The sequence below is a fragment of the Bradyrhizobium sp. 141 genome (assembly GCF_023074055.1).
GTDB lineage: Bacteria > Pseudomonadota > Alphaproteobacteria > Rhizobiales > Xanthobacteraceae > Bradyrhizobium.
Map to the genome: position 1 here is coordinate 80,067 of NZ_JADPKR010000097.1, position 15,160 is coordinate 95,226.

Annotated in this window: 11 protein-coding genes; 4 read left to right on the top strand and 7 right to left on the bottom strand. The window is 65.2% G+C overall.

The window, feature by feature from the left end; genetic code table 11:
- The first annotated feature begins 63 nt into the window (after positions 1-63).
- From IVA81_RS29475 to IVA81_RS29485, 3 genes are all read left to right on the top strand, one after another.
- A complete protein-coding gene (locus IVA81_RS29475; RefSeq protein WP_247324472.1) occupies positions 64-1,266 on the top strand; it encodes an efflux RND transporter periplasmic adaptor subunit in 1,203 nt (400 codons plus the stop codon).
- Complete coding sequence (locus IVA81_RS29480; RefSeq protein ID WP_247324474.1) at positions 1,263-4,430, top strand: multidrug efflux RND transporter permease subunit; 3,168 nt, start codon at positions 1,263-1,265, stop codon at positions 4,428-4,430. The genes IVA81_RS29475 and IVA81_RS29480 overlap by 4 nt, the downstream gene beginning before the upstream one ends.
- Before the next feature lie 290 nt (positions 4,431-4,720).
- Positions 4,721-5,914 carry an ABC transporter substrate-binding protein gene (locus tag IVA81_RS29485; protein ID WP_247324476.1) on the top strand — a complete coding sequence of 398 codons (1,194 nt, stop codon included), beginning with the start codon at positions 4,721-4,723 and terminating at the stop codon, positions 5,912-5,914.
- A 159-nt stretch (positions 5,915-6,073) separates the two neighbouring features.
- Here the strand turns inward: IVA81_RS29485 and IVA81_RS29490 are convergent, their stop codons facing one another.
- The 4 genes from IVA81_RS29490 to IVA81_RS29505 are packed head-to-tail and all read right to left on the bottom strand — an operon-like array spanning position 6,074 to position 10,673.
- Positions 6,074-6,460: an MAPEG family protein gene (locus IVA81_RS29490; protein WP_247324477.1), complete on the bottom strand. Its 387-nt coding sequence runs from the start codon at positions 6,458-6,460 to the stop codon at positions 6,074-6,076.
- A 28-nt stretch (positions 6,461-6,488) separates the two neighbouring features.
- Complete coding sequence (locus IVA81_RS29495; protein WP_247324478.1) at positions 6,489-7,571, bottom strand: lipocalin-like domain-containing protein; 1,083 nt, start codon at positions 7,569-7,571, stop codon at positions 6,489-6,491.
- On the bottom strand, positions 7,561-10,023 hold the full coding sequence (locus IVA81_RS29500) for an ABC transporter permease (protein ID WP_247324479.1): 2,463 nt from the start codon (positions 10,021-10,023) through the stop codon (positions 7,561-7,563). Before IVA81_RS29500 ends, IVA81_RS29495 begins: the two co-directional genes overlap by 11 nt.
- A complete protein-coding gene (locus IVA81_RS29505) occupies positions 10,020-10,673 on the bottom strand; it encodes an ABC transporter ATP-binding protein (RefSeq protein ID WP_247324480.1) in 654 nt (217 codons plus the stop codon). The genes IVA81_RS29500 and IVA81_RS29505 overlap by 4 nt, the downstream gene beginning before the upstream one ends.
- 146 nt (positions 10,674-10,819) lie before the next feature.
- On the opposite strand from IVA81_RS29505, the gene IVA81_RS29510 reads away from it, so the two are divergent.
- Entirely contained in the window at positions 10,820-12,157 is a 1,338-nt protein-coding gene (locus IVA81_RS29510) for an MFS transporter (protein WP_247324481.1), read from the top strand.
- A 67-nt stretch (positions 12,158-12,224) separates the two neighbouring features.
- Here the strand turns inward: IVA81_RS29510 and IVA81_RS29515 are convergent, their stop codons facing one another.
- From IVA81_RS29515 to IVA81_RS29525, 3 genes are all read right to left on the bottom strand, one after another.
- A complete protein-coding gene (locus IVA81_RS29515) occupies positions 12,225-13,436 on the bottom strand; it encodes an MFS transporter (RefSeq protein WP_247324482.1) in 1,212 nt (403 codons plus the stop codon).
- A gap of 163 nt (positions 13,437-13,599) precedes the next feature.
- Complete coding sequence (locus IVA81_RS29520; RefSeq protein WP_247324483.1) at positions 13,600-13,767, bottom strand: hypothetical protein; 168 nt, start codon at positions 13,765-13,767, stop codon at positions 13,600-13,602.
- Positions 13,768-13,854: 87 nt separating this feature from the next.
- Positions 13,855-14,892: an MBL fold metallo-hydrolase gene (locus tag IVA81_RS29525; protein ID WP_247324484.1), complete on the bottom strand. Its 1,038-nt coding sequence runs from the start codon at positions 14,890-14,892 to the stop codon at positions 13,855-13,857.
- Positions 14,893-15,160: the final 268 nt, after the last annotated feature.

Below are 15,160 nucleotides of genomic sequence, written 5' to 3' on the forward strand. Positions count from 1 at the left end.
TTGTGCCGCCCGCAGGTAGAGGCGTACCCTGCCTTTTCTGCGGCTTTGAGGCGAGGACCTGGGATGAGCGGACCGGACGGAAGCGAGCAGTTTGTCAAAAAGCACGATTTCGTTCTGGCTCGACTGGGCGCAATCGCCGCGCTTGTCGGCGCATTCGCGCTCACCGGTTGCGGCCAGCCGGCCTCGCAAGCAGCCGCCCCGCCGCCGGCCCCTGTGACGGTCGCCCAGCCGGTCAAGCGCACCGTCACCGATTGGGACGAGTTCACCGGCCGCTTCGAAGCGGTGGAGGAGGTGCAGGTGCGCCCGCGCGTCGGCGGCTTCGTCAACTCGGTCGAATTCCAGGACGGCGCCATCGTGCATCAGGGCGATTTGCTTTACGTGATCGACCCGCGTCCGTTCGAGGCGGTGGCCGCGCAGGCGGAGGGACAACTCTCGGATGCCCGCGCCAAGGTGGAGCTTGCCAAGCGCGAGCTCGATCGCGGCCTCAGCCTGGTGCAGACCAGCGCGGTCTCCGAGCAGGTCGTAGATCAGCGCCGTCAGGCCTTGCAGGCCGCGCACGCCGCCGAGGTGCAGGCCGAAGGCGCGCTCAAGGCCGCCAGGCTCAACATTGAATTCACGCATGTGACGGCGCCGTTGACGGGCCGCGTCAGCCGCCATCTCGTCAGCCCCGGCAATCTCGTGCAGGGCAGCGACAATGGCTCTTCGACCCTGCTGACCTCGATCGTCACGCTCGACCCGATCTACGTCTATTTCGACATGGATGAGGCGACCTTCATCAAATACAGCAAGCTGTGGTTCGAGGGCCGGCGCCCGAGCTCGCGCGATACGGCGAACCCGGTGCAGGTAACGCTCGCCGGCGAGACCAAGCCGTCGCATGAAGGCACCATCAACTTCCTCGACAACCGTCTCGACGTCTCCACCGGCACGCTGCGCAGCCGCGCCGTGGTCAAGAACACCGATCTGTCGATCCTGCCCGGCCAGTTCGGCCGCGTCCGCCTGATCGGCAGCGCGCCCTACGAGGCGCTGCTGATTCCGGACGTCGCTGTTGCGACCGACCAGTCCCGCAAGATCGTGTTCGTGGTCAAACCCGACGACACGGTCGAGGCACGTCCCGTCGTGCTCGGTCCGCTGGACGACGGCCTGCGCGTGATCCGCGAAGGATTGAAGGCGGAGGACCGCGTCATCGTCAACGGCATCCAGCGTGCCCGTGTCGGCGCCAAGGTCGCCCCGCAGACCGCGCAAGCCCCGGCCGGTGGCAAGTCATGAATCTCGGCCGTCTCTCCATCAACCAGCCCATCCTGGCGATGGTGCTGTCGATCGTGCTCCTGATCGTCGGTGCGCTCGCCTACACCACGCTGCCGGTCTCCGAATATCCGCAAGTGGTGCCGCCGACCGTGGTCGTCACCACGCAATATCCCGGCGCCTCCGCGCAGACCGTGTCCGACACGGTGGCAGCTCCCATCGAGCAGGAGATCAACGGCGTCGAGGACATGCTGTATCTCTACAGCCAGGCGACTTCGAACGGCCAGCTCACCATCACCGTCACCTTCAAGCTCGGCACCGATCTCGACAAGGCCCAGGTGCTGGTGCAGAACCGCGTCGCGATCGCGCAGCCGCGCCTGCCGGAGGAAGTCCAGCGCAACGGCGTCACCACGCGCAAGAACTCGCCCGACATCCTGATGGTCGTGTTCATGCTGTCGCCCGACGACACGTTCGACCAGCTCTACATCTCGAACTACGCACTGCTCCAGGTCCGCGACCAGCTGCTGCGCCTCGACGGCGTCGGCGACATCCAGATCTTCGGCGCGCGCGACTATTCGATGCGGCTGTGGCTCGATCCTGACCGCATCGCCAATCTCGGCCTGACCTCGGCCGAGGTGCTGGCGGCGATCCGCGCCCAGAACGTGCAGATCGCCGGCGGCCAGATTGCCGAGCCGCCGATCGCCGACCGCGCCTTCCAGCCGAACCTCACCTTCACGGGCCGCCTGAAGGACCAGAAGCAGTTCGAGGATATCCTGATCAAGGCCGGCTCCGACGGCCGAGTGGTTCGGTTGCGCGACGTTGCCCGTATCGAGCTTGGTGCGCTGGCGTACTCCACCAACAGCTTCCTGCTGCGCAAATCCGCGGTCGCGATGCTGGTGACGCAGCGGCCGGGATCGAACGCTCTCGCCACGGCAAAGAACATCACCGACACCATGACGAAGCTGAAGGAAAGCTTCCCGAAGGGCCTCGACTACAATATCGGCTACAATCCGACCGAGTTCATCGCGCAGTCGGTCCACGAGCTGATCAAGACCATCTACGAGGCCATGCTGCTCGTGGTCATCGTGGTGCTGGTGTTCCTGCAGGGATGGCGGCCTGCGATCATTCCGATCATCGCGATCCCGGTGTCGCTGGTCGGCACCTTCGCGGTGATGGCGGCGCTGGGCTTCTCCATCAACAACCTCACTTTGTTCGGCCTCGTCCTCGCCGTCGGCATCGTGGTCGACGACGCCATCGTCGTGGTCGAGAATGTCGAACGGCATCTCGAGCACGGCATGAGCCGGCGCGACGCCGCGCTCAAGACCATGGAGGAGGTCGGCGGCGCGCTGGTCTCGATCGCGCTGGTGCTGTGCGCGGTTTTCGTCCCGACGGCGTTCATCGGCGGCATTTCCGGGCAGTTCTTCCAGCAGTTTGCCGTGACCATTGCGGTCGCGACCGCGATCTCCTGCTTCTGCTCGCTGACGCTGTCGCCGGCGCTGGCCTCGCAGATTCTCACCCCGCACGAAGAGAAACGTCCGCCGGCCGCATGGAATGTCATCGCGCGGGCCTGGGGTGCCTTCACCGGGGTCTTCAACCGCGTGTTCGACCGGCTGGCGCACGGCTATGCCGGCCTCGCCGATTTCGTGATCCGGCATTCGGTGGTGATGATCCTGATCTACGTCGCGCTGATCGGCAGCGCCGGCTGGCTGATCGTGACCACGCCGCAAGGCTTCATCCCGGCGCAGGATCGCGGCTACGTCATCGTCTCCGTGCAATTGCCAGGTGCGGCCTCGCTGGCACGCACCACCGAGGTCGTGCGCGAGATCGAGCGGATCGCGCTGGATACGCCGGGTATCATCCGCGTCGCCGCCTTTGCCGGCTTCTCCGGCGCCACGCGCACGCAGGCCGGCAATGCCGCGGCGCTGTTTCCGGTGTTCGACGAGCCCGAGGCGCGGATGAAGAAGGGATTGTCCGCGAACGCCATCACGGTCGATCTGCGCAAGCGCCTGTCTGCGATCCAGGGCGCCTTCATCATCGTGATTCCGCCGCCGGCCGTGCCCGGCATCGGTACAGGTGGCGGCTTCACCATCCGCATCCAGGACCGCCAGGGCCGCGGGCCTGAGATGCTCGCTGCGGCCACGGACGAGCTTGTCGCCGCGGCACGCAAATCGCCCTTGCTGCTCGGCCCCTCGGTGTTCTCGCCGTTCACCGCCAACACGCCGCAGCTCTTCGTCGACATCGACCGCACCAAGGCGCAGAAGCTCGGTGTGCCCATCGCCAACATCAACGAAACGATCCAGAGCTATTTCGGGTCGACCTATGTCAACGACTTCAACCTGTTCGGCCGCACCTATCACGTCACCGCACAGGCCGACTTCCCGTTCCGGAAAGAACCCAGCGATCTCGCGCGCCTGCGCACGCGCAACGCCACCGGCGACATGGTGATGCTCGGCAGCGTGGTCGAATTCAAGGACGTCTCGGGTCCCGACCGCGTGGCGCGCTACAATCTCTATGCCGCGTCCGAGCTACAGGGTGAGCCGGCACCCGGCACCAGCTCGACCACCGCGCTGGACACCATCAAGAAGCTGGCGGACGATACCTTGCCGAGCGGCTTCACCTTCGAATGGACGGATCTGTCCTATCAGCAGGTCACCGGCGGCAATGCCGGGCTCTACGTATTCCCGATCTGCGTGCTGTTCGTCTACCTCGTGCTCGCCGCGCAATATGGCAGCTGGACCTTGCCGTTCGCGGTGATCCTGATCGTGCCGATGTGCCTGCTTGCCGCCACCATCGGCGTGCGCATCATGGGCCAGGACGTCAACATCCTCACGCAAATCGGTTTCGTCGTGCTGGTGGGGCTGGCGGCCAAGAACGCGATCCTGATCGTCGAATTCGCGCGCGACATCGAGAATGAAGGCAGACCGCGGCTGGAGGCTGTGATCGAGGCCTGCCGCCTGCGGCTGCGGCCAATCCTGATGACCTCCTTCGCCTTCATCCTCGGCGTGCTGCCGCTGGTGATCTCGACCGGCTCCGGCTCGGAGATGCGGCAGGCGGTCGGCGTCGCCGTCTTCTTCGGCATGATCGGCGTCACCCTGTTCGGCCTGTTGTTCACGCCGATCTTCTACGTGGTGGTGCGGAACCTGGCGGAGGGGCGTAACGAGGGGAAGAAGCCGGAGGTGGCTGCCTGAGTGTCGGTGGTTGCCACCGGCGTATCCGCACATTCGGTGTCGTCCCCGCGCACGCGGGGACCCATAACCCCAGAGAGAAGTGCGGGGCAATTCAGGTAACTCCGAGTCTTCGCCAAACCGCTCCCTGTGGTTATGGATCCCGGATCTTCGCTTCGCTCGTCCGGGACGACAGCGGCTATTTGGCGCGCAGAATCCCATACTAACGACCAACGTGAAATGGATGGGCAGGCGCGGGGTTCTTCACTACTATCCGCGCGATTTCAAAACAGAAAACTGCTGGGAGACAACATATGAAATCAGCACTTTTGGCCGCCGTCGCAACCTCTGCTTTGGTGCTGGCGGCGCCGGCGTCCGCGCAAGGCGTCAAGATCGGCATCCTCAACGACCAGTCCGGCGTCTATGCCGATTACGGCGGCAAATGGTCGGTCGAGGCGGCCAGGATGGCGATCGAGGAATTTGGCGGCGAGGTGCTGGGCCAGAAGATCGAGCTCGTCACCGCGGATCACCAGAACAAGGCCGACCTCGCGACCTCGATCGCGCGGCGCTGGTACGACGTCGAGAACGTCGACATGATCACGGAGCTGACGACCTCCTCGGTCGCACTCGCGATCCACGAGCTGTCCAAGGAAAAGAAGAAGATCGACATCGTCGTTGGCGCCGCGACCTCGCGGCTGACAGGCGATGCGTGCCAGCCCTATGGCTTCCACTGGGCCTACGACACCCGCGCGCTCGGCGTCGGCACCGGCGGTGCGCTGACCAAGGCCGGTGGCAACACCTGGTTCTTCCTCACCGCCGACTACGCCTTCGGCTATGCGCTGGAGAAGGACACCAGCGAGATCGTCACCGCCAATGGCGGCAAGGTGGTTGGCTCGGTGCGCGTGCCGCTCAACTCCTCGGACTTCTCCTCCTTCCTGCTGCAGGCTCAGAGCTCCAAGGCCAAGATCGTCGGCCTCGCCAATGCCGGCCTCGACACCACCAACTCGATCAAGCAGGCATCCGAGTTCGGCATCGTCGCCAGTGGCCAGAAGCTCGCCGGCCTCTTGATGACGCTTGCCGAAGTGAACGGCCTCGGCCTCCAGGCCGCGCAAGGCCTGGTGCTGACCGAGGGCTATTACTGGGACGTCAACGACAAGTCGCGCAATCTCGGCGAACGCTTCCTTAAGCGGACCGGCCGGATGCCGAACATGATCCAGGCCGGCACCTATTCGGCGACGCTGAGCTATCTCAAGGCGGTCAAGGCCGCCGGCACCAAGGATCCCGATGCGGTCGCCAAGAAGCTGAAGGAGCTGCCGGTCGACGACGACTTCGCCCAAGGCGGCAAGGTGCTCGAGAACGGCCGCATGATCCACGACATGTATCTGTTCGAGGTCAAGAAGCCGTCGGAATCGAAGAAGCCCTGGGACTATTACAAGCTGCTCGCCACCGTCCCGGGCGACAAGGCCTTCTTCGCCGCAAAGGACAGTGGCTGCCCGCTGACGAAGTAGGGCTCTTGTGTCCCGGACGCGCTGCAGCGTGAAACGCTGCTGCGCAGAGCCGGGACCCACGTTTCTCCATGGATTGAGGCCAGATTGGGTCCCGGTTCAGCGGCGCAGCGTTACACGCTGCACCGCGCCCGGGACACGAGCGCGCGTGATGCCGCCCTCTCACACTATCCGCAACACCACCGCTCCCAGCGCCCCTGCCCACAGCGCGATGGCGGCGATGCCCTGGATCATGAAGCCCGGGCCGCGCTTGGCCGCCGCTTTCGAATAGCCGATGAAGTAGACGATGCGGCCGATGATCCAGACCGCGCCGATTCCTGCCGCGATGCCATCGCTGATATAGATCGCGAACAGCCAGAGTGCCGGCAGAAAGATCGGCATCCATTCCAGCGTGTTCATCTGGATGCGGAAGGCGCGTTCGAAATCCGGATGGCCCGACATCGCGGGCACCTTGACGCCGGTCTTGCTGCGCGAGCGCGAGACGTTGATGCTGGTGAAGAAATAAAATGCAATCGCCAGCATCGTGACGAGGGCGGTGAGGTGATACATCGCGGAATTCCTTTGAGGAGGTCGCGCTTCAATACCCGGTCAGCTCGAGATAGCCAACGCCATCATGCGTGCCGGTAAAGCTGATCGGCCCTTCCCAATAGGAGAAGCCGGTCCCCATCCAGGCCCTGGGATTGAGGGGCTTGCAAGCAATCGCGAACGAACGTGATGGGATCGCAATCTGCCATTCCACCGGCAGCTTGCGTCCCGCAACCTCCGTCGTCGCTTTCGGAATCATCTGGATATCGCCACCCGCAATCATCTGCGTCTCGCCGGTAGCGCTGATCCAATTGCCGAACGGATAATCCCTGCCGTCCTTCTGCCGCAGTCGGTACAGCATCAGCTTGTCGCCGGACGCAAGATGCAGCGACAGCCAATCCCAGCCGGTCTGATCGGCATCGAGCGGCTGGCTGCTCCACTCGCGGTCCATCCAGGCCTGACCCGAGACATCGACCGGCTTGCCGTCGATGGTGAGGGTGCCGCGGGCGCGGTAGAACGGCTGGCTGTAATAATAGGACGCCTGCCCACGCTCCGACTTGCGGCTGTAGCCGCCATCGCCTTGCAGCACCACGGCGCGATCGGCCTCTAACGTCAGTGCGTAGCTGAAATCGGTGCTGGCCGCCTTCAGCGTGAGAGGCGCCAAAGTGCGATCGTCGGTGCGCTCGAGACCCTTCATCTCCCAGTCGTCGATCCAGGCCGCAAACGCCGTCGCGGTGACGCCGGCCTGCCCGATGCCACCGCGTGAAAAGACTTCGTTGAAGCGGTGGGTGTCGGCGCGTGTCACCGCGGCGTGGGCCATCCACACCTGCTGATTGGCCCAGCCTTCGCCCTGCGGGCCCGGCTGCGCCGCCTGTCGGAACAGCGTCCATTGCAGGCCGCAAGCCGCACCGCTGCCGTCGACGAGGTTTGCCGTGAGATACCACCACTCGATACGAAACTCTGGATGCGGCCCGTGATCGGCCGGAAAGACGAACGGCTTTCCCGGCGTGACCTTCGCAAAGCCATCCGCCGTCTCACCGAGCCCGGCATAGCCTTGCGCACCGGCGCGGCGCGCGATCGCCAGCGCAGCGATGCCGCCGGCGAAGGCGCGGCGAGAGATCCCATCAGCGCTCATTGGCAAATACCTTGACGAGATTTGCCGGTTGCATCCGCGCCAGCCTTGCCACTGGCAACAGAGCTGCAAGCAGCGACGCAAACAGCGCCACCGCGACCAACTCGACCAGCTGCAGCGGAAACACGTGGAACGGTAGCCGCCAGCCGAACGCCTTCACATTCACGATCGCGATCAGGCACCACGCCACCAGCAGCCCCAGCGGCACGGCCAGCAGCGCCGTGAACAGCGCCACCGACAGCGTCTTGGTCAATTCGATCGCGGCAAGACGGGGCCGCGTGATGCCGATCGCCCACAGCGGTGCGAGTTGCGGCAGACGGGAATTTGCCAGCGTCAGCAGGCTCGTGAACAGCGCGATTCCGGCGACACCGAGGGTGAACGCGTTCAGCGCGGATGTCACCGCAAAGGTGCGGTTGAAGATGCGGATCGATTCCGCCTTCACGGTCGCCTGATCTGCGACACTGCGGTCGCCGAGCGCAAACCGCTTCTGCAACGCCTCGATCAGGCCGGAGATATTCTCCTTGGCGACGATCAGGCCGATCCGCGTCTGCGGCGTCTGCGGAAACTGCCGCATCAGCGCCGCGACGTTCACGGCGAGCTGGCCCTTGGGATTGCCGTAATCGGCATAGACGCCGACGATGTCGAGCTCCCACGTCCCGCCCGGCGCCGGCACCGCGACGACGTCGCCGATCCCTACGTTGAGACGGCGGCTCAACTGCTCGCTGATGAAGGCGGCATTACCCGGCGCGAGCCGGGTCCAGGCGCGCGGCGCGGCGTCCAGCAACGGCCAGCGCTCGCGATAGAGCGTGTGGTCGGGTAGACCGAGCAGCTCCACCGGCTGCCCTTGAACCTGCGCCTCGGCGCGGCCACCCGACAGGATCGCCTGCACGTCGCTGCGCTCGCGCAGCCAGTTTCGAATGGCGAGGGCCTGCGCATTGTCGGAGGTGCTGATGTAGACATCGGCTGCGAGTCGTCCGTTCAGCCAGCCGATGAAGGTGCGGCTGAACGTCTCCACCATGGTTGACACGCCGACATTGACGGCGAGGGCGAGCAGCAGCGCCATCAGCGCGAGTGACAGCCCGGAGAGCTGCTGCCGGCTGTCCGCCCAGAACCACAGCGCGAGCGGTCTTCGCGCGGTACGTTGGCCTGCGAGCAGGATCAGTTCGAGCAACGCCGGCAGGATCAGCGCCGCACCGAGCATCAGCGCCGCCAGCAGGCCAAAGCCCGCGATCAGCGATTCGCCATAGCGAAGCAGCAGGAGTGCGACCGCGAACACCGCGGAGGCGGCCAGGCTCTGCAGGATCAGCCAGCGGCGCTGCCGCTGCTGCCAGGCGCGTGGCTGCGCCGTCGCCAGCACCGGCATCCTGATCGCCTTGATCAGGCTGGTCGCCGCCGCAACAAGCGCGCCGGCAATGCTGATGCCGATGCCGGCGAGCCACCATTCAGGCCGTAAGGTGAGCTGCCCCGGAATTTGTGCGCCATAGAGTCCGCGCAGTGACGCCGCGACGTCGGGCAGGAGCGCGGCGGCGATGAAATAGCCGCAAGAGAGCCCGATCAGTCCGGCGACGAGGGCCAGTGCCACGAGCTCGACCACCAGAACTGTGTTGACCAGCCGGGCCGAGGCGCCGCAGGCGCGCAGCGTCCGCAGCATCGGCAGCCGCTGCTCGAAGGCGAGGCCGACGGCCGAATTGACGATGAAGAGACCGACGAAGAACGACAACAGACCGAACGCCGTGAGGTTGAGATGGAAGCTGTCGGTGAGGCGCTCCAGCTCCGTCTCCGCAGTCGGCTCGATCAGCTGCAATTGATCGCCGACGACGCTTGCCAGTGGCGCAGGCTTGCTCTTCGGCTTGCCGACCAGAAGTCGCGACAGCTGATCCGGCTTGTTCAGCAGACGCTGCGCCACGCCGATATCGACCACGAGCACGTCGGGCACGAGCTGCGGCAGCACGCGCAGCGGCGGCAATGTTGCGCCGTCGCTGGTCGGAGGCGCCGCGCCCTCCTGCTCCTGCAGATCGCTCAGCGTCTCCCGCGCCACCAATGTCTGGCCCGGCGGCGCAACGAAACTGCTCAAATCCGCAGCACCAAGGCGCGGTGCGTTGCCGACGTCGACCGGCAGCGTCACCGGCTCGATCCCGAGCAGGCGTAGCGAACGCCCGTTGATCTGGACCCGGCCCTCCAGCGCCGGCGACACCGGCCAGCCGGCACGGCGGAGTTTTACGAACAACTCCTGGGGAAAGGTCGCGCTCGCAGGCGCAACCAGCATCGCCGTGCGGGCGCCGCCGAATGTCGCCGCGGCGCGGTCATAGGCGTTGCGGGCCTGCTGGTTGATGGCCTGCACGCCGCTCCACAGCGCGGTCGCCGCGATCAGCCCGACCAGCAGCGTCGCGAACTGCATCTTGTGACGCCGCCAATGGCTGAGCAGCACGGCAAGGACCCACAGCGCGCGCCTCATGCGATTCGCCCTGCATGCAGGGTCACATGGCGGTCGAGCGTCGCGGCCAGATGCAGGCTGTGCGTCACCATCAGGAAACCGCAGCCGGTGCGCGCGACGAGATCGCGCGTCAGCGCCAGCACGTTCTCGGCGGTGGTTTCGTCCAGATTGCCGGTCGGCTCGTCCGCCAGAAGCAGCGACGGCTTCGTCGCCAGGGCACGGCCGATCGCGACGCGTTGCTGCTGCCCTCCCGATAATTGCTCGGGATAGCGCTTCAGAAGAGCGCCGAGCCCGAGCCGCTCGACCAGCTCTTTCGTCCAGGCCGCATCGTGACGGTCGGCGATCCGCGCCTGAAAAGCCAGATTGTCCGCGACCGACAGGCTCGGGATCAGGTTGAATTGCTGAAAAACCAGGCCGATCCGGTCGCGCCGCAGGCTGGCGCGCCCCGCATCGGACAGTTTGGTGATCTCGATATCCGCCAGCCGAATCGTGCCGCTATCGGCGGCATCGAGCCCTGCGATCAGATGCAGCAGCGTGCTCTTGCCGCTGCCGGATTCGCCGGTCAGCGCGATGCGTTCGCCGTCCCTGAGGTCGAGATCGACGCCGCGCAGCACATGGACCGGTTCGCCGGCCGAGGAGAAGGTCTTGGAAAGGTTTCGGATGCTCAGCACGATCAATGGCGCCGGACGCAATTAACGGAATTGCTGCGTAGCACACCTGCCGGGGAAATGCCGGGTTGCGTTGGTCTCGAAGCCGTTGTTAGCTCCCAAGACGGTCAAATCAAAAAAGTGCCAAAAGACATCGACGGGGGAGAATCATGAGCGCCGAGGGAACGTCGGAGGTGGCGGGCAAGACGGTCGGAACGACCAAAGCAACGCCGAAGGGCGCCTGGACCATCACCTTTCTCCTGTTTCTCTTCATGCTGGTGAACTTCGCCGACAAGATCGTCGTGGGTCTTGCTGGCGTGCCGATCATGACCGAGCTGAAGCTCAGCCCGGAGCAATTCGGCCTGCTCGGCTCCTCGTTCTTCTTCCTGTTCTCGATCACGGCCATCGTGGTCGGCTTCATCGTCAACAAGGTGCCGACGCGCTGGGTGCTGCTGGCGCTCGCGGTGGTCTGGGCGCTGGCGCAGTTTCCGATGGTCGGCACCGTCTCCTTCACCACGCTCCTGATCTGCCGCATCGTGCTGGGTGCCGGCGAAGGCCCGGCTTTCTCGGTCGCCGCGCACGCCATCTACAAATGGTTCCCCGACGAGAAGCGCACGCTGCCGACCGCGATCCTGTCACAGGGCTCGGCTTTCGGCGTCATCCTCGCGGTGCCGGCGCTGAACTGGATCATCGTCAATCATTCCTGGCACTACGCCTTCGGCGCGCTTGGCGTCGTCGGCTTGATCTGGGTCTGTGCCTGGCTCGCGCTCGGCAAGGAAGGGCCGCTGGAGGACACGCAGGCCCTCGCCGGAACCGAGCAGAAGATCCCTTACTTGCAGTTGCTCACCTCGCGCACCTTCATCGGCTGCGTCGCCGCGACCTTCGGTGCCTATTGGGCGCTGTCGCTCGGCCTGACCTGGTTCACGCCGTTCATCGTCAAGGGGCTCGGATTCTCGCAGAGCCAGGCCGGCTTCGTCTCCATCCTGCCCTGGGTGTTCGGCGCCACCATCGTCATTCTCACGGGATGGATCTCGCAGGTGATGATGGCGCGCGGCTACAACACTCGTGCGGCTCGCGGGGTTCTCGGCTCGGTGCCGCTGGTGATCGGTGGGCTGATCCTGGCGACGATGCCGCATGCTAACGGCGCGGGCCTGCAGATCGCGCTGCTCGTGGTCGGCTCGGGCCTGTGCGGGGCGATCTACGTCGTCTGCCCGCCCATGCTCGGCGAGTTCACGCCAACCTCGCAGCGCGGCGCCATCCTCGCGATCTACGGTGCGCTCTACACGCTGGCCGGCATCATCGCGCCGGCCGTGATGGGAGCGATGATTCAGCGTGCCGGCAGCATGATCGATGGCTACATGACCGGCTTCACCATCAACGCCGCGATCATGGTCGGCTCCGGCCTGCTCGGCCTGCTGCTGCTGTGGCCGAACACGGAAAAGGCCAGGCTGACACGTGGTGCCGCCGCGCAGGCGGCTGCGCTGAAGGGCGCGGTGTCGCCGACGTAAGGGGGCTTGCCTCACTCCGCTGTCGTCCCTTGCGAACGCAGGGACCCATACCGCGTGATCCGACCGCTCAATTCGCGGAAGCTTCCCGCTTCCTCTCCGTGAACGGCGACAGCACCACGGTGGCGACCATGAAGATCACGGACGCGCCGAACACCCAGTGCGGCGCGTTTTGGTCCATGATCCAGCCGAACAGCAGCGGTGAGACGATGCCGCCGAGATTGAAGCCGGTTGAGACGATGCCGAAGGCGCGGCCGGCTGCCCCTGCGGGCGCGGCGTTGCGCACCAGCATGTCGCGCGAGGGTGCGATCACGCCGGAGAGGAAGCCTGCGAGCGTCATCGCGGCGGTCAGCGCCCAACCCGGCAGCGTCACGAGCGCGATCAGCAGCACGATTCCCGCGTTCGCGGCAAAGCAGGCCGCGGCGACATAGCCGTGGCGTTCGGTGTGATCGGCGAGGAAACCGCCTGCCAGCACGCCGGCGGCGCTGGCGCCAAGGAATGCCGTCAGCATGACGTTGGCGGCCGAGTAGGACGTCCCATAGCCGCTCATCAGCGCGACGACGCCGAAATTGTTGATACCGGCGACCGACAGGCTGAGCAGCATGAACAGCGCCGTCAGCACGATCAGCGCCGGCGTGATGACAGCCTGCTTCGGCGCGTTCTCCGCGCCCGGCTTCTTCTTGCTGGCGCCGGCGTCGGGAATGTTCATGACGAGCAGCAGCAACGCCACCGCAACGCCGATCGCACCTGATGCGATCAGCGCGCCGGCGCCACCGGACAAGGTGACGAGCGCAGCCACGATCGCCGGCGCCACCGCTCCGCCAAGAAAACCGGCAAAGGTGTGGATCGAGAAGGCGCGGCCCATCCGCGCCTCGTCCATGTGCTCGGCCAGGATCGCATAGTCGGCGGGATGATAGACACTGTTGGCGAGGCCCAGCAGCACAGCGCAGGCGATCAGGGAGGCGTAGCTGAGGTGCAGGCCAAGCAGGATCAGCGCAAAGCCGCCGAGCATGAGCCCGGCCAGCAGAATTCGCCGTGCGCCAAAGTGGTCGACGAGATAGCCGGTCGGCGCCTGGGTCAATCCCGACACTACCGCGAACACGGTGAGCGCGAAGCCGAGCTCGATATAGCCGACGCCGAGCTGGCCCTTGAGGAACGGGAATAGCATCGGCAGCACCAGCAGATGGAAATGGCTGACCCAATGCGCGATCGAGATTCCCGTCAGCGTGCGCAGCGCGCTGTCCGCCTTGCCTTGCTGCGGTGCGGCGAGAACGTCGACCATTGCAGTTCCGTTTCACTCCCTGGAGGCGCGGAAACTATCGGGGAGAGCGGTTATTTGTCCATGAACGCAGGCGCATGGCAGGTAGTGCGAGCGGGGCGACAGCGCACCTCCCGTCGTCATTGCGGCGTTCTCGGGGACGACAGGAGAGTTTGAGGCTACGCTCTCACAACGGCTCGTCATCCAGGCCGTAGCGGTCGCGTTTTGGCGTCGCGATATCGCCGTCCTCGTAATCGTCGTCGTCGAGCGGAGGCGGAGGCTTTTTCGCCTTACCTTCCGCTGGCTTGTTGTCCGCAATTCTCGGCGGTTCGCTCGGCTTGCCGGTCTTGGTCATTGGTGTTCCCGGATGGTGATGCTGCATCCGTCCTAGCCGGAATATATGGGCCCTTCCTGATCTATCTCAAGAACGACGACGAGGCCGTCAATGCAGCACCGGCCCGCCCGCCTTCTTCCAGGCGTCGATGCCGCCGGCGATATGGGCGGTGTTGGAGAGGCCGGCCTCCTTGGCGGCGGCCACCGCCATCGCCGAGCGCTCGCCGAAGGCGCAGAAGAACACGACGCGGCGGCCGCTCGCAGCGGCGACCTCGCGCAGCATGCCGCCGGGCTTGAGGCTCTCCTCGACTGAGGGATAGGGCGTATGCAGCGCACCTTCGAGCATGCCGTGCTTGAGGCGCTCGCTGCTCTCGCGCAGATCGACCAGCAGGATGTCGGGCCGGCCGAGGCTGCGGATCGCCTCCGCCGCGCTGAGCGCGCGGCCCTCCTTCTCCAGCTCCTCCTGATGCAGGCCGACATGCATGTTGGCGGGCACCGCCACGTCCATCATCTTCGGATTGGGCAGCTTCAGGTTCGCCATCAGCTCGATATATTCGTCGACCGAGCGCACCTGGAGCCGCGGATTGTAGCGCTTCTCCTCGCCGATGGTGGAGACGGTATCGCCCTTGTAGTCGTGCGCGGGGAATACCATCGTCTCGTCCGGCAACTTCAACAGCCGGTTGAAGATCGACTCATACTGTGCGCGCGATGAACCGTTCTGGAAATCGGTGCGGCCGGTGCCACGGATCAGCAGCGTGTCGCCGGTGAAGACGCGATCGCCCATCAGATAAGAATAGGAATCGTCGGTGTGGCCGGGCGTGTACATCACGTCGAGCGACAGGCCCTCGATCGTCACCTTGTCGCCATCGGCGACCCGCATCGCCACCACGTCGGCCTTGGTCTGGTCGCCCATCACGGTCATGCAATGGGTGCGGTCGCGCAGCTCACCGAGGCCGGTGACATGGTCGGCATGCAGATGGGTGTCGACCGCCTTGACCAGCTTGAGGTCGAGCTCGCGCAGCAATTGGCAGTAGCGGTCGACCTTCTCCAGCACGGGATCGAGGATCAGCGCCTCGCCGCCGGGGCGGCTGGCAAGGACGTAACTGTAGGTGCCTGAAACACTGTCGAAGAGCTGGCGGAAGATCATGGCAAGAAGTCCGGCAGTGGAACTCGTTTCGAGGATTCTACTACGGCAGCGGTCCTAAAGAGAAGCAATTCACTACATTGGCGATAAGGTTTGGAAGATTTTTATTGCGGTGCGGGTGTGGGAGGTGGTTGGCCCCATGCCGTTCCCCCCACACTGTCATCGCCCGCCTAGTGCGCAATTGCGCACAGGAGCGGGCGATCCAGTATTCCGGAGGCGGCGGAGGGATACGGAGGGGCCTCGGCGTACTGGATTCCCCGCTTGCGGCCTA

Bases quoted from the DNA above. Each gene is read 5' to 3' on its own strand.
- IVA81_RS29475 (WP_247324472.1), top strand. From the start codon at position 64: ATGAGCGGACCGGACGGAAGCGAGCAGTTTGTCAAAAAGCACGATTTC.
- IVA81_RS29480 (WP_247324474.1), top strand. From the start codon at position 1,263: ATGAATCTCGGCCGTCTCTCCATCAACCAGCCCATCCTGGCGATGGTG.
- IVA81_RS29485 (WP_247324476.1), top strand. From the start codon at position 4,721: ATGAAATCAGCACTTTTGGCCGCCGTCGCAACCTCTGCTTTGGTGCTG.
- IVA81_RS29490 (WP_247324477.1), bottom strand. From the start codon at position 6,460: ATGTATCACCTCACCGCCCTCGTCACGATGCTGGCGATTGCATTTTAT.
- IVA81_RS29495 (WP_247324478.1), bottom strand. From the start codon at position 7,571: ATGAGCGCTGATGGGATCTCTCGCCGCGCCTTCGCCGGCGGCATCGCT.
- IVA81_RS29500 (WP_247324479.1), bottom strand. From the start codon at position 10,023: ATGAGGCGCGCGCTGTGGGTCCTTGCCGTGCTGCTCAGCCATTGGCGG.
- IVA81_RS29510 (WP_247324481.1), top strand. From the start codon at position 10,820: ATGAGCGCCGAGGGAACGTCGGAGGTGGCGGGCAAGACGGTCGGAACG.
- IVA81_RS29515 (WP_247324482.1), bottom strand. From the start codon at position 13,436: ATGGTCGACGTTCTCGCCGCACCGCAGCAAGGCAAGGCGGACAGCGCG.
- IVA81_RS29520 (WP_247324483.1), bottom strand. From the start codon at position 13,767: ATGACCAAGACCGGCAAGCCGAGCGAACCGCCGAGAATTGCGGACAAC.
- IVA81_RS29525 (WP_247324484.1), bottom strand. From the start codon at position 14,892: ATGATCTTCCGCCAGCTCTTCGACAGTGTTTCAGGCACCTACAGTTAC.